Source organism: Couchioplanes caeruleus, assembly GCF_003751945.1.
Taxonomy (GTDB): Bacteria; Actinomycetota; Actinomycetes; order Mycobacteriales; family Micromonosporaceae; genus Actinoplanes; species Actinoplanes caeruleus.
The window spans coordinates 5,959,288-5,984,552 of sequence record NZ_RJKL01000001.1; the positions used below are offsets into that span (position 1 = coordinate 5,959,288).

General features: G+C 71.6%; 25 protein-coding genes. 21 read left to right on the plus strand and 4 right to left on the minus strand.

Annotated elements, in window-relative coordinates; translation table 11 throughout:
* Positions 1-57 precede the first annotated feature (57 nt).
* Together EDD30_RS26745 and EDD30_RS26750 are read left to right on the plus strand one after the other, a co-directional pair.
* Positions 58-2,568: a glycosyltransferase family A protein gene (locus tag EDD30_RS26745; protein WP_123678527.1), complete on the plus strand. Its 2,511-nt coding sequence runs from the start codon at positions 58-60 to the stop codon at positions 2,566-2,568.
* A 64-nt stretch (positions 2,569-2,632) separates the two neighbouring features.
* Positions 2,633-3,676: an O-methyltransferase gene (locus EDD30_RS26750; RefSeq protein WP_071805684.1), complete on the plus strand. Its 1,044-nt coding sequence runs from the start codon at positions 2,633-2,635 to the stop codon at positions 3,674-3,676.
* A 97-nt stretch (positions 3,677-3,773) separates the two neighbouring features.
* On the opposite strand, the gene EDD30_RS26755 is transcribed toward EDD30_RS26750, so the two are convergent.
* On the minus strand, positions 3,774-4,265 hold the full coding sequence (locus EDD30_RS26755; protein WP_244945413.1) for a CAP domain-containing protein: 492 nt from the start codon (positions 4,263-4,265) through the stop codon (positions 3,774-3,776).
* A 226-nt stretch (positions 4,266-4,491) separates the two neighbouring features.
* On the opposite strand from EDD30_RS26755, the gene EDD30_RS26760 reads away from it, so the two are divergent.
* From EDD30_RS26760 to EDD30_RS26770, 3 genes are read left to right on the plus strand one after another with little or no spacing between them, the layout of a single operon-like run.
* On the plus strand, positions 4,492-6,132 hold the full coding sequence (locus EDD30_RS26760) for a hypothetical protein (protein ID WP_148088159.1): 1,641 nt from the start codon (positions 4,492-4,494) through the stop codon (positions 6,130-6,132).
* Positions 6,129-7,118 carry a glycosyltransferase family 2 protein gene (locus tag EDD30_RS26765; RefSeq protein ID WP_071809004.1) on the plus strand — a complete coding sequence of 330 codons (990 nt, stop codon included), beginning with the start codon at positions 6,129-6,131 and terminating at the stop codon, positions 7,116-7,118. Before EDD30_RS26760 ends, EDD30_RS26765 begins: the two co-directional genes overlap by 4 nt.
* The gene (locus EDD30_RS26770) at positions 7,105-7,533 is read left to right on the plus strand and encodes a GtrA family protein (protein ID WP_071809005.1); all 429 of its coding nucleotides are present in this window, start codon (positions 7,105-7,107) and stop codon (positions 7,531-7,533) included. The genes EDD30_RS26765 and EDD30_RS26770 overlap by 14 nt, the downstream gene beginning before the upstream one ends.
* Here the strand turns inward: EDD30_RS26770 and EDD30_RS26775 are convergent.
* The 3 genes from EDD30_RS26775 to EDD30_RS26785 are packed head-to-tail and all read right to left on the minus strand — an operon-like array spanning position 7,478 to position 12,483.
* The gene (locus EDD30_RS26775) at positions 7,478-9,547 is read right to left on the minus strand and encodes an acyltransferase family protein (protein WP_071809071.1); all 2,070 of its coding nucleotides are present in this window, start codon (positions 9,545-9,547) and stop codon (positions 7,478-7,480) included. The genes EDD30_RS26770 and EDD30_RS26775 overlap by 56 nt on opposite strands.
* 5 nt (positions 9,548-9,552) lie before the next feature.
* Positions 9,553-10,800 carry a nucleotide sugar dehydrogenase gene (locus EDD30_RS26780; protein WP_071809006.1) on the minus strand — a complete coding sequence of 416 codons (1,248 nt, stop codon included), beginning with the start codon at positions 10,798-10,800 and terminating at the stop codon, positions 9,553-9,555.
* 24 nt (positions 10,801-10,824) lie between these two features.
* Positions 10,825-12,483, minus strand: a complete 1,659-nt coding sequence (locus EDD30_RS26785; protein ID WP_123678874.1) for a stealth family protein — start codon at positions 12,481-12,483, stop codon at positions 10,825-10,827.
* Positions 12,484-12,913: 430 nt separating this feature from the next.
* Between EDD30_RS26785 and EDD30_RS26790 the strand changes: the two genes are divergently transcribed.
* The 16 genes from EDD30_RS26790 (at position 12,914) to EDD30_RS26865 (ending at position 25,262) form a co-directional block, all read left to right on the plus strand.
* Positions 12,914-13,153 carry a hypothetical protein gene (locus EDD30_RS26790; protein ID WP_071809008.1) on the plus strand — a complete coding sequence of 80 codons (240 nt, stop codon included), beginning with the start codon at positions 12,914-12,916 and terminating at the stop codon, positions 13,151-13,153.
* 64 nt (positions 13,154-13,217) lie between these two features.
* Entirely contained in the window at positions 13,218-14,780 is a 1,563-nt protein-coding gene (gene ffh, locus EDD30_RS26795) for a signal recognition particle protein (RefSeq protein WP_071809009.1), read from the plus strand.
* A 208-nt stretch (positions 14,781-14,988) separates the two neighbouring features.
* A complete protein-coding gene (locus EDD30_RS26800) occupies positions 14,989-16,065 on the plus strand; it encodes an amidohydrolase family protein (RefSeq protein WP_071809010.1) in 1,077 nt (358 codons plus the stop codon).
* A 53-nt stretch (positions 16,066-16,118) separates the two neighbouring features.
* A complete protein-coding gene (gene proS, locus EDD30_RS26805; RefSeq protein ID WP_071809011.1) occupies positions 16,119-17,525 on the plus strand; it encodes a proline--tRNA ligase in 1,407 nt (468 codons plus the stop codon).
* Positions 17,522-18,175 (plus strand): ribonuclease FAU-1 family protein, encoded by a 654-nt coding sequence (locus tag EDD30_RS26810; RefSeq protein WP_071809012.1) that lies wholly within the window; start codon positions 17,522-17,524, stop codon positions 18,173-18,175. Before proS ends, EDD30_RS26810 begins: the two co-directional genes overlap by 4 nt.
* 47 nt (positions 18,176-18,222) lie before the next feature.
* On the plus strand, positions 18,223-18,876 hold the full coding sequence (locus tag EDD30_RS26815) for a hypothetical protein (protein ID WP_143162998.1): 654 nt from the start codon (positions 18,223-18,225) through the stop codon (positions 18,874-18,876).
* A 338-nt stretch (positions 18,877-19,214) separates the two neighbouring features.
* Entirely contained in the window at positions 19,215-19,730 is a 516-nt protein-coding gene (rpsP, locus tag EDD30_RS26820) for a 30S ribosomal protein S16 (protein WP_071809014.1), read from the plus strand.
* A complete protein-coding gene (locus EDD30_RS26825; protein WP_014447131.1) occupies positions 19,708-19,965 on the plus strand; it encodes an RNA-binding protein in 258 nt (85 codons plus the stop codon). The genes rpsP and EDD30_RS26825 overlap by 23 nt, the downstream gene beginning before the upstream one ends.
* A gap of 17 nt (positions 19,966-19,982) precedes the next feature.
* The gene (gene rimM / locus EDD30_RS26830; protein ID WP_211278018.1) at positions 19,983-20,549 is read left to right on the plus strand and encodes a ribosome maturation factor RimM; all 567 of its coding nucleotides are present in this window, start codon (positions 19,983-19,985) and stop codon (positions 20,547-20,549) included.
* A gap of 10 nt (positions 20,550-20,559) precedes the next feature.
* Entirely contained in the window at positions 20,560-21,324 is a 765-nt protein-coding gene (trmD, locus tag EDD30_RS26835) for a tRNA (guanosine(37)-N1)-methyltransferase TrmD (protein WP_071809016.1), read from the plus strand.
* A 127-nt stretch (positions 21,325-21,451) separates the two neighbouring features.
* The gene (rplS, locus tag EDD30_RS26840) at positions 21,452-21,811 is read left to right on the plus strand and encodes a 50S ribosomal protein L19 (RefSeq protein ID WP_071809017.1); all 360 of its coding nucleotides are present in this window, start codon (positions 21,452-21,454) and stop codon (positions 21,809-21,811) included.
* 224 nt (positions 21,812-22,035) lie between these two features.
* On the plus strand, positions 22,036-22,920 hold the full coding sequence (lepB, locus tag EDD30_RS26845; protein ID WP_170047672.1) for a signal peptidase I: 885 nt from the start codon (positions 22,036-22,038) through the stop codon (positions 22,918-22,920).
* Positions 22,917-23,567: a signal peptidase I gene (gene lepB / locus EDD30_RS26850; RefSeq protein ID WP_071809018.1), complete on the plus strand. Its 651-nt coding sequence runs from the start codon at positions 22,917-22,919 to the stop codon at positions 23,565-23,567. Before lepB (EDD30_RS26845) ends, lepB (EDD30_RS26850) begins: the two co-directional genes overlap by 4 nt.
* Before the next feature lie 47 nt (positions 23,568-23,614).
* Positions 23,615-24,079, plus strand: a complete 465-nt coding sequence (locus tag EDD30_RS26855) for an NUDIX hydrolase (protein WP_071809019.1) — start codon at positions 23,615-23,617, stop codon at positions 24,077-24,079.
* A complete protein-coding gene (locus EDD30_RS26860) occupies positions 24,079-24,942 on the plus strand; it encodes a ribonuclease HII (protein WP_071809020.1) in 864 nt (287 codons plus the stop codon). The genes EDD30_RS26855 and EDD30_RS26860 overlap by 1 nt, the downstream gene beginning before the upstream one ends.
* Positions 24,939-25,262: a DUF2469 domain-containing protein gene (locus tag EDD30_RS26865; protein WP_043532656.1), complete on the plus strand. Its 324-nt coding sequence runs from the start codon at positions 24,939-24,941 to the stop codon at positions 25,260-25,262. The genes EDD30_RS26860 and EDD30_RS26865 overlap by 4 nt, the downstream gene beginning before the upstream one ends.
* Positions 25,263-25,265 lie beyond the last annotated feature (3 nt).

The window sequence follows — 25,265 nt, forward strand, 5'->3', positions numbered from 1 at the left end:
CGCGGCGGCGGCGTTGCCTTAGTGACATTCAGGGGCTAAGAAGAGGTCTGTTGCCGCATGGGGGAACCAGCCGGTCTGCTCGACGACTACCTGAGGATCGCCCGGTACCACGTGCAGCGGGCCGTGCCGCCCACGGCGATCCGGCTGCGCTCGCTGGAGATGCGCCGGCTGTTGGCGTACATCGCGCTGCGGGAGACGGGGGCCACGTACGCGGACCTGCTTGCCGCCGTACGCAGCGGTGACGTGGCCTGGCTGCGCCGGATCAAGCGGGACGCCCGCTCCTCCGTGCTCGCCGGGCTGGCGCAGACGCTGGCGTTGCAGGACATGCTTCCGGCGGACCGCACCGACGCGCTGGGGTTGTACGCGCTCGTCCGTGACGCGTGGGGTGCCCCCGCGATGCCGGGCGCCCACCAGGGACTGCACGCACAGCTCACGTACACCTGGCGCGGCGCCGACGCGGCTCGCGCGTTGCTGCGGACGTACTCGGGGATGAGCGAAGCCATCCGAACCGACCTCGAGATCGACGTGGCGAATCCGTTCGCCGGCGACGGCGAACTGCCGGTGGCGCCGTGGCTCGCCGCGTTCCAGCGGCTGATGCCGAAGCCCTATCCGGCGCTCGACCCGGCCAACGGGTTGCCGCCGTTCGACCGGCTCACGGCGGCCGCCGAGCCCCTGCCGGTCGACGAGCCGCACCGGATCTCGGTCATCGTCACCGCGTTCCACCCCGACGAGGGCCTGATCACGGCGGTCCGCTCGATCCTCGCCCAGTCCTGGCGCAACGTCGAGATCGTCGTCGTCGACGACGCGTCGCCGCCGGAGTACGACGAGATCCTGCAACGGGCGGCCGCGCTCGGGCCGCGGATCCGGGTGGTGAAGCAGCCGTACAACCAGGGCACGTACGCGGCCCGCAACGCCGGGCTCGACGCGGCCGAGGGCGAGTTCGCCGCCTTCCAGGACTCCGACGACTGGTCCCACCCGCGCCGCCTCGAACTGCAGGTGCGGCCGATGCTGGAGAACGCCCGCATCGTCGCCACCACCACGGACGGGCTGGCCGTCACCGAGCGGCTCGTGCTGACCCGCCCGGCGGTGCGGCGCGGCCGCTTCAACCCGTCCTCGCTGCTGTTCCGCCGCCAGCTCGTGATGGACCGGATCGGCTACTTCGACCAGGTACGCAAGGCCGCGGACTCCGAATACATCGGACGGATGCGGGCGGTCTACGGCGAACGGGCCGTGCGCCACATCGACTCCGAGCCGCTGGCGCTGATCCGGCTGTCCCAGGGGTCGCTGTCGCGCTCGGAGATCCGGGCGTACTGGATGCACCCGGCTCGGGTCGCGTACTCCTCGGCCTATCAGCAGTGGCACGGCCGCATCGCGGCCCGGGCAGCGAAGCCCTACCTTCCCCGCGAGGGCGGCGATCGGCCGTTCGCGGCACCCGACCACCTCCGGTACGGCCGCGGGGAGGCGCCGCCCCGCCCGGAGTACGACGTGGTGATGGCCGGCGACTGGCGGTTTCTGCAGGGCCCGCAACTGTCGGCCGTGGAGGAGATGCTGGCCCTCGCGGACCGGGGGCTGCGCGTGGCCGTGCTCCACCTCGAATCGCTGCGGCCGCCGGCCCGGCGGCGCTATCCGCTGGCGGGCCCGATCCAGAAGCTGGTCAACGCGGGGCGGATCGCCCAGGTGCTGCCCGGCGACGTCAACGAGGCGGCGCTGGTCGTCGTCCGGCACGCGGCGGCGCTGCAGTTCGCGCCGGACGACGAGTGCCTGTTGCGGCCCCGGCGGGTGCTGATCGTCGCGGATCAGGCCCCGGTGCGCCGCGACGGTCTCGACCACCGGTACGAGCCCGCGGCGTGCACGGCGACGGCGACGCGGTTGTTCGACGCGCCCGTGGTGTGGTGCCCGCAGGATCCCGAGGTCCGGACCGCCTTGCGCGGGTATCCGGCGCTCGAGCTGACGCCGTACGACCTGCCTGTCGTGATCGGGGCCGAGCGCTGGACGGCGGCGCGCGACGGCGCCACGCGGGACGCGCCGGTGGCCGGCACGGACCTGTGCGACCAGGGAGTGTGGCCGCGGGACACCCGCGAGTCGCTGTACGTCTTCGACGGCCTGCGCAGGGTGGATGTGCGGCTGCGACTGCCGGACTGGCCGCGGATCGACGTGCAGCTCGGCGGTCCGCGCTCGCATCTCGTCTACGAGGCCGGCGACCTGGACCTGCGGACCTTCCTGCACCAGCTCGACTTCTACCTGCACTTCCCGCACCCCGAGACGGTGGAGACCTTCTCCCGCCCGGCGTGCGAGGCGGCGGCGCAGGGGTGCGTGGTGGTCACCCAGGAACGGCACGCGGCGGTCTTCGGCGATGCCGCCGTCTACTGTGCACCGGCCGAGGTCGCGGGGGTTGTCAAGCGTTACACCGAGGACCGGGTGCTCTTCGCCGAGCAGAGCCGGCGGGCCCGCGCCGTCGTGGCCAACGCCCATCCTCCGCAGGCGTACGTGGACCGCATCGCCGCTCTGGTGCACGCGCCGCGGCACTCCACGCCGGCCCAACGCACACCCGAGCCCGCGTGCGCGTAACGGGCGGGGAGGCGCCGGAGTTAGGGGACGTGTTGAGACGCGCGCACATCGGAGGTTTGAGCGAATGAGCGGCCTGACCCGGTTCGGCGGTCGGCTGGCGGTACGGCTGCAGAGCCTGACCCGTCCGCAAGCGGTGGTGCTCATGGTGGTGCTGGCGCTCGTCGCCGGCGTCTGGACGGCGGCCGCCTCCGGGCATGCGGGCCTCGCCACCTCGCTTGTCGCGGTGCTGCTGCTCGGCGTGCTGCTCGGCATCCTGCATCTGTCGCGCTGGATGGCCGGGCTCTACCGTGCCAACCAGGCCGCCCACCGCGATCTGCGGATCGTGGTCGAGCAGATGCAACGCCGGGTGGTGGCGGGGGTCGAGAAAGAACGGCTCAGCGCGGGCGACCGGCACCAGGAGCTGACCCGGACCCTCGCCCGCGGCCTGCGCCAGCACGGGCACGGCAACGACCTGCTGCTGCGCGCGCAGAGCCGGGAGATCGAGGCGATGTTCCAGCTCTTCGCGGAATTCACGCCGCGGGCGCCGATGCCGTCCTCCGGCGACTTCGCGCTCAACCCGACGGACCTGCTCGACCTGCTGTACCTCGTCCGGCTGCGCCGGCCGCAGTTGGTGGTCGAGCTCGGCAGCGGCACGTCGACGGTGTGGCTCGCGTACGCCCTGGAGAAGACCGGCGGGCGGCTCGTCTCGCTCGACCACGACGGCGACTACGCCCGGAAGACCCGCGAGCAGCTCGACGCGCACGGGCTGTCGGCGGTGGCCGAGGTGCGTACCGCGCCGCTCACCGAGCTGGCCGTGGATGGCAAGACCTATCGCTGGTACGACGTCGAGAAGCTCGCCGACGTGCGCGACATCGACCTGCTGCTGATCGACGGCCCGCCCGCGGCGACGGGACCGGACGCCCGCTATCCGGCGCTGCACGCCCTGCAGAGCCGCCTGGCCCCGGTCGCCACGGTGGTCCTCGACGACGCCGACCGGCCCGACGAGCAGGACGCCGTCCGGCGCTGGACCGAGAACATCACCGGCCTGACCGCCGAGCCCCGGCTGTTGGGGCGGCACGCCGTGCTGTCGTACTCGCGCAGCGGCGCGCCGGCCTCCGTACCCGCGTGAAAAAGACCGGCCGGCATGCGGGGGCATGCCGGCCGGTCGAGGGGGAGAAAAAAGCCTTCGGTCCGCCCGTGGGTGGCGGTGGGGTGGTCGGAAGGGGTCAGCGGCTGCCGAACATCTGCGTGTAGTACGGCGTGCCGTTGGTCGAGTAGACGACGCCGACGGCGAACGTCCTGGCGCCGCAGTCGAGCAGGTTGCGACGGTGGCCCGGCGACTTCAGCCAGCCGTTGACGACCTCGCGGGCGCTGCGGTAGCCCCAGGCGATGTTCTCGCTGCGCGCGGCGGTGTAGCCGGCGGCGCGGGCCCGGGCGGCGAACGTGGAGTTGCGGGCGCCGGTGTGGCTGAACCTGCCGCTGGTGGCCATGTACTTGCTGTGGCCGCGGGCGGCCCAGAGCAGCGCCGCGTTGACCTTCAGCGCCTTGCAGCCGGCCTTGACCCGCGCCTGGTTCGACAGGCTCACGACCTGCGTCTGCAGCGTCGAGGTGGAGACCACGGCCGCCTGCGCGGGCGCTCCGGCGATGACCAGGCCGATGAACGCGGCGGCGGGGATCAGCGCGAGGGTGGCGAGGCGACGGACCAGGGTCTTCGGCACGGGCACAACCTTTCGGGAACTCCGCCCCGGCGCTTGTTCGCCAGGTACGCCATTCCCTTCGGAGGCCTGGCGGCATTCACTGATGCCTGTTCAGGTGCCTTGCCGTGAGTGCTGGGTTGCCGGTCGGGTACCTGGTCGAGCCGGGTTGCAACACCGGTCGAGGCCCGGGTGCAGACGGGTTGCCGACCCCGCGTCACTGCGACATTCCGGACATCGTTGGGCTGGTGTGAGCGCCGAGACCATGGATGTCCCCCGGCAAGTGGCGACGCCCGCGGCGGTCGTGCCGGCGAATCGCTGCGGGCCGGCCGGGCGGCCCTGGCGGCGGGCGATGCTGCGCGCCGCCCTGGTGCCACTGGCCGTGCTGCTGCCGCTGGTGACGCTCGCGCCCACCGCGGACCACCGCTTCAACGTGTACTGGCACGGCGGCGACTTCCGCGCGCACCCGCTGCGCCAGCTCGCCGAGCCGTTCCGGACCGTGCCGATGTACCTGGAGTTCGGCAACTTCCGGCCGCTCGGGCGGCTGCTGGAGCGCGGCGTGGACGTGGCGACCTACCTGCTGATGGAGGTCCTTCAGCTCCCCGCGAACATCGCCCTGCGCGTCGTGTCGATGCTGGCCGCGATGGTGCTGACCGCCGCGGCGATGCTGCTGGTGGAGAGCGTCACGGCGCGCGGGCGCCTGTGGCGCACCCCGCCGTCGGCATGCGCGATGCTGGTCCCGTACGGCGTCGGGGCCGCGCTCGTAGCGGCCGGCGGCACGAGCACGACCGTGCTCTTCGGCGGTCTGTACTTCCTCTCCGCGGCGCTGGTCCTCGGCGTCGCCGCCGTGTGCTGCCGGGCGGTTTCCGCGGACGGAGCGCCGCTGCGCGCGGTCCCGGCCGTGGCCGCGGTGCTGTCGGGTTCCGCGCTGGCCGCGTTCAACGAGATCGCCTACCTGGCGCTGCCGCTCGCCACCGTCGCCGTCGTGGCCCGGGGGCGCCTCGTCCTCGGCCTCGATCCGCGTGCCCTGCTCGGCAATCGGGCGACCCACCTTGTGGGCCTGCTCTGGCTCGGCTTCCTTCCGGTGTTCGTCCCGGTGCGGTGGCTGATCGCGCGGGCCTGCGGCGCGGGTGACTGCTACGGCGGATCGGACGTCGTACTCGGGCCGGATCTCGGCCACGCCTGGGTGCATCGGATGGTCGCGTGGCTTCCCCCGGTGCAGTGGCAGGAGGCGACGCGCGGCACCCACGGGTTCTGGGCCGGGGGCCTGCTGCCCGTGCTGGCCCTGCTGGTACTCGTCCTGCTCGCCGCGGGCACCGCCGCGGACCTGCGGAGGCTGCCCGACACCGACCGCCGGGCGGCGTTGGCCGTGGCGGTCGGCGCGGGCACCGTGCTCGTCCTCGGCACGGCCCTTGCGGCGGCCGCCGCCGACAACCAGGCCGCGGCGAGCGCCGGTCGGTGGGGCCTCGGCTGGCGCGACAGCGGCCTCGCCGCGGCCGCCGGCGCCTCGGCGCTGCTGGGCCTGGTCCTCGCCCTCGCGAGATGGCGGCACACCCCGGCCGCCCTGCTGACGCTGCTGGTCCTCGTCGCCGCCGCGTCCGCCGCCGCCAACGGCAGGTACGCGGTGAACACCGCGGACCGCCAGTCCTCGGTGCTCAACAACGCCATCGCGCACGAGGTCGCCGTCTTCGACCGGACGCCCGCCGGCAACGCCCGCCGGTGCGCGTTGAAGACGGAGTTCCGCGCGCTCTACCCGGACTCTCCCTACTCCCGGTTCGCCCGTGCCGAGCTTCCCGGCACCACGACACCGACCGAACGCCTCGAGGTGACGATCGACATGGCCACCAGACAGCTCTACGGCCGCCGGTTCTGCGCCCCGGACCAGCCGTGAGTAGGCCTGCCGATCCACTCGTGTCGGTCGTCGCGCCGGTCTTCGACGAGGGCGACGGGGTGGACGGGTTCGTGCGGCGCACCGGCGCCGTGCTGCAGGCGGCGGGGCTGCGCTACGAGCTGATCCTCGTCGACGACGGCTCCACCGACGACTCGTGGCCGCGGATATGCGCGCAGAGTGGCGCCGACCCGCGCGTCCGCGGCATCCAGCTCTCCCGCAACTTCGGCAAGGAGGCCGCCGTCCTCGCCGGGCTGGAGCACGCGGGGGGCGACGCCGTGGTGGTCATCGACGCCGACCTTCAGCACCCGCCCACGGCCATTCCCGCGATGGTGCAGTGCTGGAGCGACGGCGCCGAGGTCGTCGAGGCGGTCAAGCGCAACCGGACCGGCCAGCCGCCGGTCGCCCGCCTCGCCGCGTCGCTGTTCAACGCGACGTTCACCCGGCTCACCACCGTGGACCTGGTGAACGCCACCGACTTCCGGCTGCTGAGCCGACCGGCGTGCGACGCGCTGCTGCGGCTGCCCGAGCACTCGTCGTTCTTCCGGGGCACCTCGAGCTGGATCGGCTTCCGGCGTACGGTCGTGGAGGTCGACATCGACCACCGCGGCGACGGCGCGTCCCGGTGGACCTTCCGGTCGCTGTGCCGGCTCGCCGTCAACGGGTTGACGTCCTTCACCTCCGCGCCGCTGCACCTCGTGACGGTCGTCGGCTTCGGCTTCGCCGCATTCTCGGTCGTGCTCGGGGTGCAGACGCTCGTCAGGTGGCTGCGCGGCGGTTCCGTCGCCGGCTTCCCGACCGTGATTCTCGTGCTGCTCGTGATGGGTACGTTCATCCTGCTCGGCCTCGGGGTGATCGGGGAGTACCTGGCCCGCATCCACGAGGAGGTCCGCGGACGCCCGCGCTACCTCGTCCAGGGTCGGACCGGTCCGCCGGCGGGCGAGCAGCCGGTCATCGTCGGGCAGCGGGCCGAGCATGCCGAGCTTTGACCTCGGCCGCCTGCTGCGCTACGGCGTCAGCGGTGCCGCGAGCACCGTCACCCACCTCGGCGTGGCCCTCGCGCTGCACGACGGCGCGGGGCTGTGGCCGGTCGTGGCGACCACGGTCGGGTTCGCGGCGAGCATCGTGGTGTCGTACACGTTGCAGCGCAACTGGGTGTTCCGGTCGGCGGTCGGCCACGGGGTGGGCGCGGCCCGGTTCCTCGCCGTCACCGCCGTGGCCTGGACCGTCAACACCGTCACGGTCGGTACGGGCACCTCCGTGCTGGGCCTGCCCTACGCCTACGTGCAGGCCTTCGCCATCGTCTGCATCCCGATCGTGAACTACGCGCTCAACTCGCGCTGGACCTTCACCGCAACCGAGCCGCCAGCTCCGGAGCCAGCAGCCGGCTGTACGCGGTGGTGACATGGTGCTGGTCGCGGTAGACCAGCACGTTGCCGATCACCGGCGGGCACGTCGTCCTGGTGCAGAACCACGGCGTCGGGTCGATGACCTTCGCGCCCGCCCGCTGTGCCGCCGCCGCGACCAGCGTGCGGCGCTCCGGCTTGGCGAGCGCCGTCTCGCGGGATCGGGCGCACGCACCGACGTCGTCGAGGTGCTCCGAGAGGCAGTCGGGCACGTTACCGACCATCCACGGGGTGTCGTTCATGAAGAACACCTCGGTGTCGGGTGCGGACACCGCCCGGACGGACCGCTCCCATCCCGAGACCCATGCCTCCTCCTGCGTGCCGGGAACTCCGAGCAGCTCGCTGCTCGGATACGTCGACGCCATCAGGACCTTCGCCGGGCGCAGCGAGCGGATGTGCTGCCACGCGTCCCTGCGCCACCGCACGCACTCGGTGAACTCGCGTTTGAGCTGTGGCAGGTAGATCAGGCTGTCCGCGGCGGTGCAGGCGCTCTTGGAGACCACGACGAGCTTCCACCGCTCCTGCTGGGCGGCGGCCTCCAACGCGGGGAACCAGTGGCCGGCGTGCGAGTCGCCGAACAGCACGACCGTGGTATCCGAAGTCAGGTCGCCGTACGCACAGGGCTTCTTCACCTCGGGATCGTCGAAGTCGCCGGAGCAACCCTCGCTGTAGTAGCGCGGCTTGTCCTTGCTCGCGTGCTGCAGCTTCGGCGTCAGGTTGGTGGGTACGGCGGGCGCGTCCACGCTCGCGGCGATCTGTGTGGCCAGGCTCCTCGGGTCGAGGGTCGCCGGGTCCAGCTCCGCGGCCCGGTAGGTCGGCGCCCCGCTGAGATGCGTGGCGGCGGACGTGACGGCGACGCACAGCGCGGCACAGAGCACCGAGATGCCGAAGCCCACGCCGATGCCGCGCCACGGGCGGTTCCGCAGGGCGGCGAGGTGCCGTACCGGGTTCTCCACGAGCGCGTAGGTGAGGGCGGCCAGCGCCAGCGCGCCCAGCGCCACGAGCACGTTCTCCCAGACGGCGAGGGGCCGGCCGAGCGCGTGCGGCGCGATAAGCAGGGCCGGCCAGTGCCACAGATACCAGGAGTACGAGAGCCGCCCGACGGCCTGCAACGCGGGCAGCCCGAGCAGACCGGCCGGACGCCCGGTGCCGCCGGCGACCACCGCGGCGGTGCCCAGGACCGGCAGCAGGGCGGCGTACCCGGGAAACGGGGTCTGCGCGGTGTAGAGGACTGCCGACGCGGCGACGGCGACGAGGCCGGCGGGGACGCACCAGCGCGGCAGCCGCAGCGCGGTCAGCGCGAGCAGGGCGCCGACGCCGAGCTCCCAGGCGCGGGTGTGCGCCCCGAAGTACGCCCACCCGGCATTCTCGCGCGTCTGCCACAGCGCGACGGCGAGCGAGCCCACGGTCAGCAGCGACAGCACCGCGCCGAGGCCGCGCCGGCGGATGAAGACGATGATCAGCAGCGGCCAGACGAGGTAGAACTGCTCCTCGACCGCCAGTGACCAGAAGTGCTGCAACGGCGACGGTTCCGCGTCCGTCTGCAGATAGTCCGTGCCGACCGCCGCGAGCCGGTAGTTCATCGCGTAGACCGCGGTGTGCAGCGCGTCGGACAGGATCGCGCTCAGCCGCAGAGGCGGCAGCCACAGCGCGGAGGCCGCGACCGTGACCACCACCACGACCGCGGAGGCGGGCAGCAACCGCAGGGCCCGGCGGGCGTAGAAGCGCGGGATCGACACCGTGCCGGAGCCCCGCGCCTCGCGCAGCAGCAGGCCGGTGATCAGGAAGCCGGAGATCACGAAGAAGACGTCGACGCCGACGTAGCCGCCGGAGACGAAGGGCAGACCACAGTGGTACGCGACCACGAGGAGCACCGCGACCGCGCGCAGCCCCTCGATGTCGCGGCGGTGCCGGGGTGCTGCCGCGGCCGGGGCGGGAGTGCCGCCGGCCGGGGCCGGTCCGCTCGCTCGCGGGGTCTGCCGGGGGGAGGGCGCGACGGGCGCGATGCTCATCTCGGTCACAGCCGGTGCGCCTCCCGGTTGGTGGTGACGCCCCGGGTGTCGAAGAAGCGCTTCGCGATGCCCGCCAGGTGGTCGGCGTCGTACTCGCGGTGGTGCTGCACCAGGATGACCAGGTCGGCGGCCGCGGCGGCGCCCTCCAGGTCGTCGGTGCGCGGCACACTCCACTGCGTCACGTACGGGTCGTGGAAGGTGAGGACGGCGCCCAGCGACGAGAGGTGGCGAGCCAGGGGAGTGGCCGGCGACTCGCGCTGGTCGGCGATGTTCGGCTTGTAGGTGACGCCCAGCAGCAGGATCTTCGCGCCGTGCACGGCCACGCCGTCGGCGTTCAGCAGGTTCTGCGCGCGGCGGGCTACGTACGCCGGCATGGTCGCGTTGATCTCCTGGGCGAGCTCGACGAAGCGGAAGGGGTAGCCGAGCTTGCTGCGGACGTTGTGGCTCAGGTAGTTCGGGTCGATCGGGATGCAGTGCCCGCCGACGCCCGGGCCGGGGTAGAACGCCTGGAAGCCGAACGGCTTGGTCGACGCGGCGTGGATGACGTCCCACAGGTCGATGTCGAGCTCGTGGCAGAACCGGGCCATCTCGTTGACCAGCGCGATGTTGACGTGCCGGTACGTGTTCTCCAGCAGCTTCGCGGTCTCCGCCTCACGGGTGCCGCGGGTGCGCACGACGGTCTCGACGAACCGGCCGTAGAACGCCTCCACCAGGTCGGTGCAGCCGGGGGTGTAGCCGCCGACGACCTTCGGGGTGTTGTGCGCGCCGAACCGCTCGTTGCCCGGGTCGATGCGCTCGGGCGAGAACGCGACGTGGAAGTCGATGCCCGCGGTCAGGCCGGACAGCTTCTCCAGCAGCGGGCGTACCACGTCGTCGGTGGTGCCCGGATAGGTCGTCGACTCCAGCACGACCAGCATGCCGGACCGCAGGTGGCGCCCGACGGCCTCGGTCGCGCCGATCACCGCGCGCAGGTCGGGGCCGTCGCCCTCGGACAGCGGCGTCGGCACGCAGATGACCGCGGTGCCCGCCTCGGCGATGCGCGTCTCGTCGGCGGTCGTGCGGAACCCGCCGGCGATCATCTCCGCCACGTCGGCATCGGACAGGTCGTCCACGTGCGAGCGGCCCGCGCCGAGCGCGTCGACCACCGCCGGGTTGACGTCGAAGCCGAGCACGGACAGGCCGGCGCGGGTGGCCTGCTGGGCCAGCGGCAGGCCCACGTACCCGAGGCCGAGAATGACGACGTCGAAGCTCACGTAGATCTCCTTTGCACGGACCCGTCAGGCGACGGGCGAATTGGTGGCGGCCGGCCCGCCGTGCGGCTGGACCGGCACGGCGACCTCCGGCGCCTTGCCGGTGGCGCCGGGTGCCAGCGCCGGGCCCCGGTCGACCTGGGGCAGGAGCGGGGGAGCGAGTCGCGCTCCGGTCAGCTCGTACGGCGACGCGAACGGCAGATACGCCGGCAGGAACTCGTCGAGCAGCGCCGCCTGCTCGGCGGCGACCGCCTCGTTCGAGTCGGTGTCGTTGAGGCAGAACGCGTCGAGGTTGCGGTGCCGCAGCAGGCCGGCGAGCTTCAGCGGCGTCGCCGGATTGGCCAGGTCGGCGTACGCGTAGGCGATGGTCCCCGGCACTGCCCGGCCGGTCAGGTACGCGTAGTACTGCTGCAGCGACGACAACAGGGAGATGTCGTCGGGGTGCCGGAACTGATGCCCGGCGGTGGCGTCGACGTGCTCGGCGAAGCGCTGCTCGATCTCGGCGATGACGCCGCGCCGTGACGGATGCGGCGTGTGCATCATCTTGCGGGTCAGCACCCGGCCGAACGTCTCGCGGATCAGCTCGCGGTTGTTCTTGCCGGCCGAGTCGGCGGGCGGGTCGTCGGGCCGCCGCGGCGCCGAGTCCACCTGGGCGCTCGAGAAGAAGAACCGGGTCAGTCCGCCCGGCGTGAAGAACATGTCGGGGGAGACGGGCCGGCCGAGGAACACGTCGTCGTTGAGGTAGAGGAAGTGCTCGCTGAGCCCGGGGATGCGGTGCAGCCGCGACTCGATCGCCTGCGAGTTGAAGGTCGGCAGCCGGCCGGTGTCGCCGAAGATCTCCCGATGGCTGACCACGGTCAGGCCCGGGTAGCCGGCGTCCAGCCAGTCCGGCACCTGGTCGTCGGTGACCAGGTAGACGTGGTTCACCCAGGGCGCGAAGCAGTGCAGGGCGCGCAGCGAGTAGCGCAGCTCGTCGCGGGACGTGTAGCGCGAATCGTTGCTGGCGAGCCGGCTCGCCTCGTCCAGCCAGGCGTTCTCGGCCAGCGCGGCCGCCTTGCGGGCCCGCCACTGCGGGTCGCCGCCGTCGACCCAGGTGTAGACGACGTCGATCGGGAAATCGATCCGGTCCGGGCTCGGCAGGGTGAAGATCTGCCGGGTCCGGTACGCCGTGCGGTCGTGCGGCGAGCTGAATGGGCCGAAGGCCGGTTCGGGTGCGGTCACCACCGGCTCGTCGAGCGGGATCACGTCGGCGATCGGGTTGCCGCGCGGGCCGGTCAGGACGCCGTCGCGCTCGGTCCAGAACTCGATCTCGCAGCCCAGGTCCGGGCCGAGCAGGAGCCGGCCGCGCGGGTCGGTGACCGGCCAGCAGACCTTCAGGATCGCCGCGGCACCCGGCTTGGCGCGGCGGGGCTTGACGACGTCGAGCATGCCGGCGTGTCCCTCGGTGATCCCCCGCAGGAGGCGCAGCACCGCGGGCCGGTCGGCCGCGCGAACGGCCACCGCCGTCGTGCGCAGGGCCTTGGTCGGGATCCGGAACCAGTCGACGCCCGCCTCGTCGAGCGCGGCGACGACCCGGTCCAGGTTCTCCCGGCGTACGCCCGTGGGGCTGGCGGCGGTCTCGCGCCGGGCGGTGACCCACCCCCGGGCGGTGCGGACCCGCATCGTCGGCGCGTCCGCGCCGCGCATCAGCGAAAGCCGCGGCGGCGGGTCGAGCGACACCAGGCGGCGGGCGACCCCGAGCCGCTGGGCCTCGGCGACGTGCGGCAGCACGCGGCGTTGCACGGATTTGAGGATGCGTGACCGGACTTCCCAGGGCGCCAGTCGCAGGATCCGCCGTAGAGGCACGAACTCGTCCTTCCGCCGGATGTCGTCGGGGCCGATCGCTCAGCCGCCCGGTTCCTGTGCCTCAACGGCGAGATCTGCCGGATGGTTGCGGTCGATGACTGCTTTTCGGACATCTGTGCTATTCCACCGTTACGCCTGATATCTGCGGTATACGCGATTTGCCGCTATGGCGCCGGGAAACGGCGGCGGCCCACCCCTACGGGTGCGCCCTGATGTGCCGCCTTGCACCGCGGAGGCATCGTGGACAACGGGCTCTCGAAGGGAGAACGACATGGGCAAGGCAGTGGCCTACCTGGTGGCGATGATCGCCGGTGTGATCGTCGTGGGCTGGGTGGCGGTGGTGGTGCTGGACACGCTGCTCGGCGCGCTCGGATACCTGATCGTGGGCGCGCTCGTGGTCGGCGGCGGCGTCTACCTGTACGGCAAGGCCAAGAAGGGGCTCGCGCCCGGCACCCGGACGCAGCGCCGGATCGAGGCGGCCGCGAAGACGTACCGGATGCGCAACCGGTGAGCGTTCCGGCGGGCCGCTAGGCTTGCGGGCATCTCCTCCCTACTGACCAACGGGAAGTTGTGCCGTGTTTGACACCTTGAGCGACCGCCTCTCCGGGATCTTCACCAAGCTCCGGGGCAAGGGCCGGCTCACCGACGCCGACATCGACGCCACCGCGCGGGAGATCCGCCTCGCGCTGCTGGAGGCGGACGTCGCCCTGCCGGTCGTCAAGGCGTTCATCGCCAGCCTCAAGGAACGCGCCCGCGGCGCCGAGGTGTCGCAGGCGCTCAACCCGGCCCAGCAGATCATCAAGATCGTCCACGAAGAGCTGATCAACATCCTCGGCGGCGAGGGGCGGCGGCTGCAGTTCGCCAAGCAGCCGCCCACCGTGATCATGCTGGCCGGTCTCCAGGGTTCCGGTAAGACCACGCTCGCCGGCAAGCTGTCGCGCTGGCTCAAGGGTCAGGGCCACCAGCCGCTGCTGGTCGCGTGTGACCTCCAGCGACCCAACGCGGTCAACCAGCTCCAGGTGCTCGCCGGGCGGGCCGGCGTCGACGTGTACGCGCCTCAGCCCGGCAACGGCGTCGGCGACCCGGTCCAGGTCGCCCGGGACTCCATCGAGCACGCCCGGCGCACGGCGAAGGACATCGTCATCGTCGACACCGCCGGCCGCCTCGGCATCGACGCCGAGATGATGCAGCAGGCCCGCGACATCCGCGCCGCCGTCGACCCGGACGAGGTCATCTTCGTCATCGACGCCATGGTCGGCCAGGACGCGGTCAGCACCGCCGAGGCCTTCCGCGACGGCGTCGGCATCACCGGCGTGGTGCTGTCGAAGCTCGACGGTGACGCCCGCGGCGGTGCCGCGCTCTCGGTCCGCCACGTCACCGGCGAGCCCATCCTCTTCGCGTCCACGGGCGAGAAGCTCGAGGACTTCGACGTCTTCCACCCCGACCGGATGGCCAGTCGCATCCTCGGCATGGGCGACGTGCTGACCCTCATCGAACAGGCCGAGCAGGCCTTCGACGAGGATCAGAAGGAGAAGATGACCGCCAAGCTGCTCGGCGGCGAGCAGTTCACCTTGGAGGACTTCCTCGACCAGCTCATCGCGGTGCGCCGGATGGGTCCGATCGCCAACATCCTCGGCATGATGCCGGGCATGGGCCAGATGAAGGACCAACTGGCCGAGCTCGACGACAGCCACTTCGACCGGGTGACGGCCATCATCCGCTCGATGACCCCCGGCGAGCGCACGAACCCGAAGATCATCAACGGCTCCCGCCGCGCCCGCATCGCCAACGGCTCGGGCGTGACGGTCATGGACGTCAACCAGTTGCTCAACCGCTTCGCCGACGCGCAGAAGATGATGAAGCAGATGGGCGGCATGATGGGCCTGCCGGGCGCGGGCCGCCGCAAGGCGACCAAGAGCCCGAAGAACAAGCGCAAGGGCACCAAGGGTGGCAACCGGCCCCGGATGGGCGGCGGCATGCCGGCGGGCTTCCCGGGCGGCATGCCCCAGCTTCCCCCGGGCATGGACCCGGGCGCCCTCGGCGGCGGTGGCGGCCAGGGTCTGCCGCCGGGCTTCAAGCTCCCCAACCTCGACTTCAACAAGCTCACTCGCAAAAAGAACGACGACGACAAGCGCTGATGATGGCAGGAGACAGCTAGTCGCATGTCTAGTGAGCTGAGCAGCGGTCCGTCCGGGGAGGAATCGATGACCGCTGCGCTCAGCCGCTTCGAGACGGAGGTGCCGTTTCCGGTGACGTTGGATCTGCCGGGGCCGACGGCGCGGTGGAAGGCGTTGCTCGGGCGGACCCAGGGCGAGGGCTGAGGCGGGCATCGGGTAGGACTGACGCATGGCTTTGCATGTGCGTGGCGTGGTGCTGCCCGAGGGGGAGGTTCGCGACCTCTGGCTCGTCGGCGACCGGGTGACCTTCGAGCCCGTGAAGGACGCCGAGACGATCAGCGACGGTGGCTGGATCGTCCCAGGACTGGTCGACGCTCACTGCCACCTCGGCATCCGCTACGGCGCGTCACCGATCGAGAGCCTGGACGAGGCCCGCGAGCTCGCCGCCAAGGACCGGGACGCCGGGGTGCTGGCGCTGCGGGACGCCGGGTCGCCGTACCCGTACCCGGAGCTGGACGACGAGCCCGAGATCCCGCGGCTGGTGCGTGCCGGGCGGCATGTCGCGCCGACCCGGCGTTACCTGCGGGACATCGGTGTCGAGGTCGACGCCGCCGACGTGGTCGAGACCGTCACCGCGCAGGCGAAGGCGGGCAGCGGCTGGGTCAAGATCGTGGGGGACTGGATCGACCGGTCCGTGGGCGACCTGGCACCCTCGTGGGACGCCGCGACCATGGCCGCCGCCGTGGAGGCCGCGCACGCCGCCGGGGCGCGGGCCGCCGTGCACACCTTCTCGGAGGAGGCGGTGGCGCAGATGGTGCGGGCCGGCGTCGACTCCGTCGAGCACGGGACAGGGCTCTCGCTCGACCTGGTCGACGAGATGGCGCGCCGGGGGACCGCGCTGGTGCCCACGATGATCAACATCCGGACCTTCGGGAAGATCGCCGATCAGGCGCGGCCCAAGTTCCCCGGGTACGCCGACCACATGCTGCGCCTGCGCGACCGCTTCCCGCAGGTCGTCGTGGCGGCCCACGAGGCGGGCGTGCCCGTCTACGTCGGCACGGACGCCGGGGGCAGCATCCGGCACGGGCTCGCGGCGGAGGAGATGCTGCTACTGCACGAGGCCGGCATCCCCGCGGTGGACGTGCTGGCCGCCGCCTCGTGGCGGGCCCGCGCATGGCTGGGCTTCCCCGGGCTGGTCGAGGGCGGGCTGGCCGACCTGGTCGTCTATCCCGAGGATCCCCGCGCCGACCTGCGGGTGGTGCGCGAACCTGGCCGGATCGTCCTCAAGGGGCGGATCGTCCGCTGACACGGGCCGCCCGCGCCCCGGCGGCCACCGCGGCGCGGCTAGGATGCTGCCTCATGGCTCGCGTGCTCACTCCCCGTGCGGAGGACTTCCCCCGCTGGTACCAGGACCTCATCGCCAAGGCGCAGATGGCCGACAACGGGCCGGTGCGCGGCACGATGGTGATCCGGCCGGCCGCGTACGCGATCTGGGAGCGCATGCAGGCCGCGATGGACGCGCGGATCAAGGAAGCCGAGGCGCAGAACGCCTACTTCCCGCTGTTCATCCCGGAGAGCTACCTGAGCCGTGAGGCACAGCACGTCGAGGGCTTCTCGCCCGAGCTGGCCGTGGTCACCCACGCCGGGGGCAAGGAGTTGGCCGAGCCGATCGTGGTCCGCCCGACCAGCGAGACGATCTTCGGCGAGTTCATGGCGAAGTGGATCGACTCCTACCGCGACCTGCCGCTGCTGCTCAACCAGTGGGCCAACGTGGTGCGCTGGGAGCTGCGGCCGCGCACGTTCCTGCGGACCACCGAGTTCCTCTGGCAGGAGGGCCACACCGCGCACGCCACCGAGGCCGACGCCCGCGACTACGCGCGGCGGATCCTGCACTCGGTCTACGAGGACTTCATGGTCAACCTGCTGGCCATCCCGGTCGTCCCGGGCCGCAAGACCAAGGGCGAGCGGTTCGCCGGCGCGACCAACACCATGACCCTCGAGGCCATGATGGGCGACGGCAAGGCCCTGCAGATGGGCACCTCGCACGAGCTGGGTCAGAACTTCGCCAAGGCGTTCGACATCACCTACACCTCGCAGGCGGGCACGGTCGAGCACGCCTGGACCACCTCGTGGGGCAGCACGACCCGCATGATCGGTGGCCTGATCATGGTGCACGGCGACGACAGCGGCCTGCGGCTGCCGCCGCTGCTCGCCCCGATCCAGGCTCAGATCATGGTGGTCAAGGCCGGTGAGGGCGTCACGGAGGCGGCGGTCAAGCTGCGCGACGAGCTCAAAGCCGCGGGCGTACGGGTGAAGCTCGACGATCGCGCCGACATCCCCTTCGGGCGTCGCGCGGTCGACGCCGAGCTGCAGGGCATCCCGGTCCGCATCGAGGTGGGCCCGCGCGACCTGGCCGCCGGCAACGCGGTGGTGGCCCGGCGCATCGACGGCACCAAGTCCCCGGTGGCGCTCGCCGACGTGGTCACCGAGGTGACCGGCGCCCTGAAGACCGACCAGCAGCGGCTCCTCGACAGCGCGCTGGCCCTGCGCCAGGAGCGCACCGTCGACGTCGAGACCCTGGGCGACGCGATCGAGGCGGCACAGACCGGCTGGGCGCGGGTGCCCTGGTCCGCGGTCGGCACCGACGGCGAGGCCGAGGCGAACGGCAAGGCGGTCACGGTCCGCTGCCTGATCCGCCCCGACGGCTCGGTGCCCGAGTCGGACGAGGAGCCCGGCGTCCTGGCGATCCTGGCGCGCGCGTACTGATGTTCGCCCCCGGCCGTCAGGTCCTGTACCGCAACGTCGACGGTCCGCGGCTGGCCTCCGTACGCCCATGCCGGGTGATCTCCGACGACGCGCGCGGCCTGCTGCTCTGGCTGGCCCGGGGTTCGGCCGTGCTCGTCGAGGAGGCCGCCGACGGGCGCGGCATCCGCGACATGCCGTTCCCGGAGTGGGCCGGCCTGGAGCACCGTGTCGTCCCGGCCGTGTGGCGGGGTCCGGGCCTGCTCAAGTTCATCCCGCCGGACGCCGACCACTCGGTCTGGTTCTTCCGCGACGACGAGGGCCGCTTCACCGGCTGGTACGTCAACCTGGAGGAACGGGCCCTGCGCTGGGATGACGGCGACCTGGCCGGCGTCGACGTGATCGACCAGGACCTCGACGTCGTGGCCCGCCCGGACCGCTCCTGGGAGTGGAAGGACGAGGACGAGTTCACCGAGCGCCTCGCCCTCCCGGAGCACTACTGGGTCCGCGACGAGGCCGCGGTCCGCGCCGAGGGCCTCCGCGTGATCAAGCAGATCGAGGCGGGCGACTTCCCCTTCGACGGCACCTGGACCGACTTCCACCCGGACCCCACCTGGCCGGTCCCCACGTCGATCCCATCCGGCTGGAACCGCCCACCGGTCCCGCGTCCTTGATCACTCTGGACTGCGTCACGGTGCACCGATCCGTAGCCTGCCTTCGAGTGACTTTGGCCCCACCGGTCGCTCAGGCCCCTCCGGCCCCTGCCTGGGACCCGGGGCCTCGCCCACCGCGGTGGATCGCCGCCCTGGTCGCACTGCTCCTTGTCATCGCCGGCACGGCGTTCGGGCTCTACGGCGTCGTCGGATTCGTGCGCGCCCCTTTCGGGGTCCGGGCGGACGTCTGCCCCATGCTGGATCTCGGCCCGCTCACCGATGCGCTGACCGTCCCGGACGTTCAGGACATGCCGGGTGCTCCGCAGCGGTACGGCGGCCTCTCGCGGGCGGCCTGTGCCTCCTCGATCGACGGCCGTGATGTGAGCCCGCGGGCCATCGGCGAACTCAGAGTGGAGTGGTTCGACTCCGCGTTGGCGGCGGAGATGCACTTCGCGCTCGCCGAAGGCAACGCCTCTGGGCGTTCCCAGGTCGCCGACCTGGGCGAGCGTGCGTTCGCGGCGTTCGACCCCGACGAGGCCGAGGTGGCCGGGAAGCGCCTGCGCAGGTTTTCGGTGGCGGTCCTCGACAGCAACGTCTTCCTGGGCCTGCGGGTGACGGTGTCCGATCGCCATGCCGACATGCCGTGGCCGGATGGGCAGGTCGACGCCGCGCACGCCGTCCTGACAGAGACCGCGCGCACCGCGTTGCAGCGGCTGGCGTGACGGGTTCGCCCACTCACGCAGAATGAAGGGTGCGGAGGCCCGTTCTGGCGCCGCCAGGCGCCTGGGGCTCCGCGCCCGGCCTCGGCGGGAGCGACGGTTCGTACCATGCAACCAGGCACGACATCCAGATCTTGACCTTGATCTTGATCTTGACCGCCCTTCTTCCCGGCCCGATTGGGAACGACCGCCCATCGTCTGGCAGAATGAACGGCTGGTATCCGGCACGCGTGAGGCGCCCTCTAACCCTGATCGCGTTGCCAGTCCACCGAGACATCGGTCCCGCATCCCCACGTGGGTTCCGTCGGCTCACCCTCGTGATCATCAGGAGCGAAACAACCGTGGCCGTTAAGATCCGGCTCCTGCGGATGGGCAAGATCCGCAACCCGCAGTACCGCATCGTCGTCGCCGACTCGCGCACCAAGCGTGACGGTCGCGCCATCGAGTACGTCGGCATCTACCAGCCCAAGCACGACCCCTCGCTGATCGAGGTCAAGAGCGAGCGCGTGCAGTACTGGCTCTCGGTCGGCGCGCAGCCGAGCGAGGCCGTGCAGCGCATCCTCGAGAAGACCGGCGACTGGCAGAAGTTCAAGGGTCTGCCGGCCCCGCCGCCGCTGCTCGTCGCGCCGGAGAAGGCCAGCCGCCAGGCCGCCTACGAGGCCGAGGCCAAGGCCGCCGCCGGTGTCGCCGAGACCCCGGCCAAGCCCGCCAAGAAGGCCACCAAGGTCGCCGCCGCTCCGGAGGCCGCCGCGGCCAAGCCGGCGCAGACCAAGGCCGCCGACCCGGCCGAGCCGAACCGCGAGGCCGTCGCCGAGACCGCAGAGGACCCGGCCGGTGCCGGCGCCGACGCGAGCTGACGGGGCGCTCCGGCCCGCGCTGGAGCACCTCGTCAAAGGCATCGTCGACAACCCGGACGACGTCCGGGTGCGGCTGGTCGACTCGCGCCGCGGCAAGCGGCTCGAGGTGCGCGTGCACCCCGAGGACCTGGGAACGGTCATCGGGCGTGGCGGGCGCACGGCCAAGGCGCTGCGTCAGGTCATCGGGTCGATCGGTGGGCGCGGCATCCGCGTCGACATCGTCGACGCCTACTGACCACCCGTCGCGCGATGCTGCTGGTAGTCGGCCAGATCGGTAAGCCCCACGGCATCCGTGGGGAGGTTCTGGTGACCGTCCGGACCGATGAGCCAGAGGCGAGATTCGTCGCCGGATCGGTGTTCACCACCGAGGTCCCCCGGGACCGCAGGGTGAGCACCGGTCCGGCGACCGCCGCCGTCCCGGGAGTGCCCTACCGGGTCCCCGCCAAGCTGACCCTGGAATCGCTGCGCTGGCACCAGGGCCGGATCATCGCCCAGTTCGAGGGCGTGCACGACCGCAACGTCGCCGAGGCGCTGCGCGGCGTGCTGCTGCAGGTCGACAGCGCGGAGGTGCCGCCGCCGGACGACCCGGACGAGTTCCACGACCATCAGCTCATCGGGCTCACGGTGGTCGCGCTCGACGGCACCGAGCTGGGCACGGTCGACCGCATCGACCACGCGCCCGCCTCCGACCTGATCGTGCTCCGCAAGTCCGCGGGCGGTGTCGCGCTCGTGCCGTTCGTCAGCGCGATCGTGCCGACGGTCGACCTGGCCGCCGGCCGCGTCGTCGTCGACCTGCCTGAGGGCCTGCTCGACCTCTAGAAGGCTCCTGGTGCGCGTCGACGTCATCTCCATCTTTCCGGACTACTTCTCGCCGTTGGAACTGTCGCTGATCGGCAAGGCCCGCGCCGGCGGGATTCTCGACCTGTCCGTGCACGACCTGCGTTTCTGGACCTCCGACGTGCACCGGACGGTGGACGACACCCCGTACGGCGGCGGGCCGGGCATGGTGATGCGCCCCGAACCGTGGGCCGCCGCTTTCTCCGCCGTGGCGTCCCCCTCGGCCACGCTCGTGGTGCCGTCCCCGGTGGGCCGGCCGTTCACGCAGGCGGACGCGCACGAGCTGGCCTCGCTCGATCATCTCGTCTTCGCGTGCGGCCGGTATGAGGGCATCGACCAGCGGGTTCTTGACGACGCCGCGACCCGGATGCCGGTCCGCGAGGTGTCTTTGGGGGACTATGTCCTCTTCGGTGGCGAGGTCGCCGTCATCGTGATCATGGAGGCCGTCACCCGGCTGCTGCCCGGCGTGCTGGGTAACGCCGAGTCGCTGACCGAGGAATCGCACGCGGCCGGGCTGCTGGAGGCGCCCGTCTACACCAAGCCGGCGTCGTGGCGGGGGATGGACGTGCCCGAGGTGCTGCGCTCCGGTGACCACGGGCGGATCGCCCGCTGGCGGCGGGAACAGTCGCTGCTCCGGACGGCCGCCCGCCGGCCGGACCTGTTCGACGCGTACCCGCCGGACCGGCTCGACAGACGAGACCGGGCCGCGATCGAGGACGCCGGATTTCGGATCCCGGGGTCGGATGTGGCAAAGTAGGGAGGTTGCCGTTCGTCCCCACGCCGTGGCGGCCGGACGAGGATCCTCCCGCGGTTGGCGGAGGATCAGAATCACCCATTCGCGCATCGAACTCCCGGTGCGCTTTGAGTTACACGAGGATGCAGCGATGAATACGCTGGACGCTCTCGACGCCCAGTCGCAGCGCACCGACATTCCCGCCTTCCGTGCCGGGGACACGCTCAAGGTCCACGCCCGGGTCGTCGAGGGTAACCGTTCCCGGGTCCAGGTCTTCCAGGGCGTCGTGATCAGCCGCCAGGGCGGTGGCCTCCGTGAGACCTTCAAGATCCGCAAGATCAGCTTCGGCGTCGGTGTCGAGCGCACATACCCGGTCAACAGCCCGGCGATCGACCGCATCGAGGTCGTGACCCGTGGTGACGTCCGCCGCGCCAAGCTGTACTACCTGCGCGAGCTCCGTGGCAAGAAGGCCAAGATCAAGGAGCTGCGCGAGAAGCAGACCGTCAGCTGAACCCCCTCGTGGTCCGGGCCGTATTCACTCGGACTGACGTTTACAGCGCGGGCGAACTACGCTTGCGCCGGTGACGGATGGGAATCAGTGCCATTGCGGCGTCCGCCGCGAAGGCGGCCATTCGCACTACCGCCCGATCTGTTCCCCGAGGGGAATGCGGGCGGTAGTGCTGTATCCGGGGCGGTCGACCGGATCGGCGGCGGGAGATGCGTAGCGTGGAACCGATGCAGGGGTACCGGGGCTCCTCTTCCCGGCGCCGCCGCGGCCGGGTGATCCGGCGCAAGGAGATGCCGCTCTGGCAGGAGCTTCCGCTGCTGCTGGTCGTGGCCTTCTGCCTCGCGGTGCTCATCCGCACCTTCCTCGTCCAGGCGTTCTTCATCCCGTCCGGCTCCATGGAGAACACCCTGCTCGTCGGCGACCGGGTGCTCGTCAACAAGGTCGTCTACGACATGCGCGACCCGGTCCGCGGCGAGGTCGTCGTCTTCCGCGGCACCGACAACTGGGCGCCCGAGCAGCCCGCCGAGCCGATCAGCAACACCTTCGGCGCCAAGCTGGGGCGCACCATCGGCGACCTCGTCGGCGTCAGCCGCCCGGGTGAGCGTGACTTCATCAAACGGGTGATCGGGCTGCCCGGCGACAAGGTGGCCTGCTGCGACGACAAGGGCCGGATCACCGTCAACGGCGCGCCCATCGACGAGCCGTACCTGTTCGAGGACTCCCCGCTCGATGCGCCGCCCAACCCGCGGCAGTGCAGCAGCCGGCGCTTCGCCGAGGTGACCGTGCCGCAGGATGAGATGTTCGTCATGGGCGACCACCGGCTGGTCTCCCAGGACGCCCGGTGCCAGGGCACCGTCCCGATCGACAACGTCATCGGCCGCGCCTTCGTGGTGGTCTGGCCGACGAGTCGCTTCACCAGCCTCTCCGTGCCCGACAACTGGAAGGCGTACGCCGCCGGGCAGCCTGTCGGCGCTGCCCCGCTCGGCTCCGCGCCGGCCCGCGAGCCCGATCCGGCCACCACGGCGGCGGCGCTCCCCTTGCTGCTGACTATCGGCGTATCCGCGCGTTCCGGACTGTGGTTGAGGCCTCGGGGACGTAGGCTCCGTTCGTGATTGACGAGCAGACCGGCGAGCAGCGCCGCGGTTCCTTCTGGCGCGAGCTGCCCATCCTGCTGGGCGTGGCGATCCTGGTCGCGGTTCTCGTCCGCGCCTTCGTCCTGCAGACCTTCTACATCCCGTCGCCATCGATGGAGCACACGCTCAACATCTGGGACAGGGTGCTGGTCAACAAGCTCGTCTACGACTTCCGCGAGCCCCGCCGCGGCGAGATCATCGTCTTCAAGGCGCCCGCCGACTGGCAGAGCGGCGGCGACGGCGAGGACTTCATCAAGCGCATCATCGGTGTACCCGGCGACCGTGTGATCTGCTGCGATCCACAGCAACGCCTGATGATCAACGGTCAGTCGCTGGATGAGCCATACATCTACAAGGACGCGGGCGGCAACCAGGACCCGGTCGCGGACGAGCCGTTCGACATCACCGTGCCGAAGGACCGGCTCTGGGTGATGGGCGACCACCGCTCGGCCTCGGGAGACTCGCTGGAGCACTGGCAGCAGAGCCAGAGCATCGAGGAAGCCACGATCGAGAAGGAGTCGATCGTCGGGCGTGCCTTCACGATCTTCTGGCCGGTCGGGCGCGCGAGCTGGCTGCCGGTCCCCGAGCAGTTCGACGCCATCCCGGATACCGCACCCGTCGAGTAGCCCCGGGCCGGGGTCAAGATCGATCTCTGGCGCAATAGGCTGGAGGCGTGACGTACATCGAACGGCGGGCCGCCCGGGTGCTCCTCGTCGACGCCGGCGAGCGCGTCCTGCTGCTGCACGGCGGCGACCCCGCCCGGCCGGGCCTGCGATGGTGGTTCACCCCCGGAGGCGGCCTGGACGAGGGCGAGACGCCCGCTCAGGGCGCCGCCCGGGAGCTGTTCGAGGAGACCGGCCTGCGTCTCGATCCCGCGGAGCTCGGCGAGCCCGTGCACCACGAGGTGACGGAGTTCAGCTACGACGGCCGGCAGTACCGGCAGGACCAGCACTTCTTCCTCCACCGCGTGCCGGCCTGGGAGGTCGACTTCGCCGGGTTCGACGCCCAGGAACGCCAAACCATCACCGAGCACCGCTGGTGGACCCTTACCGAGATCGACGGCACGGACGCGGAGATCTACCCACCGGGCCTCACCGGGTTGCTCCGGCGGTGCCTCGCACTCGCACGGGGTCACTGATGCTCGCCCCACCCCGCACCGTCGTCCGACGCGAAGGCGGCCTCTACGCGCTGGAGCGGGCCCTGCAACGCCGCGGCTTCCGGCACGTGGCCGGCGCCGACGAGGCCGGCCGGGGCGCCTGCGCGGGACCGCTCGTCGCGGGCGCGGCGATCCTGCCCGAGGGCAAGCGCGGCGAGATCGACGAGCTCGCCGACTCCAAACTGCTCACCGCGGCCGCCCGCGAACGCGTCTACGACGAGGTGGTCAAGCGAGCCCTGGCCTGGTCCGTCGTGGTCATCCCGCCGGCCGAGGTCGACGCCCGGGGCCTGCACGTCTGCAACCTCGCGGCGATGCGCCGGGCGCTGGCGTCGCTCGCCACCGTCCCGGACTACGTCCTCACCGACGGCTTCCCGGTCGACGGCCTCGGCGCACCTGGGCTCGCGGTCTGGAAGGGCGACCGGGTGGCGGCCTGCGTGGCCGCGGCCAGCGTGCTCGCCAAGGTCACCCGGGACCGGCTCATGGTCGAGCTGGACGGACGGTTCCCGAATTACGGGTTCGCTGTGCACAAGGGCTACATCACGGACGAGCACAGCGCGGCGCTCACGGCGCATGGGCCGTGCGCGGAGCACCGGTTCTCTTATGTGAACGTCGCCGCGGCGTCCGGGCGCGGGAATCGCCCGCCGCGGGCGCGGCGTCCGGCGGCGGCCTCCGCCTCCGCCCCGTCCTCGTCTTCGGGTGCCGGGTCGCTTTCCGTGGTGGCTTCTGCCGAGCCGCTGATGCTCTGGCCGGAGCTTGAGGGTACCGTCGGCGTGGCGTCGGGCGAGCAGCCTCGGCCGCCGGTGCCGGTGGGGGAAGATGAGGCCATGGAGGGCGAGAAGCGATGAGCGCAGAGGATCTCGAGAAGTACGAGACCGAGATGGAGCTGCAGCTCTACCGGGAGTACCGCGACATCGTCCGCCAGTTCTCCTACGTGGTGGAGACGGAGCGTCGCTTCTACCTGGCGAACCAGGTGGACCTGCACGTGCGCAACTCCGACGGCGAGGTGTATTTCGAGGTGGAGATGCACGACGCCTGGGTCTGGGACATGTACCGGCCGGCGCGCTTCGTCAAGAACGTGCGCGTGATGACCTTCAAGGACGTCAACGTCGAGGAGCTCGAGAAGCCGGACATCTCCCTGCCGGACGACGCGAACTTCGGCGGCTGATCC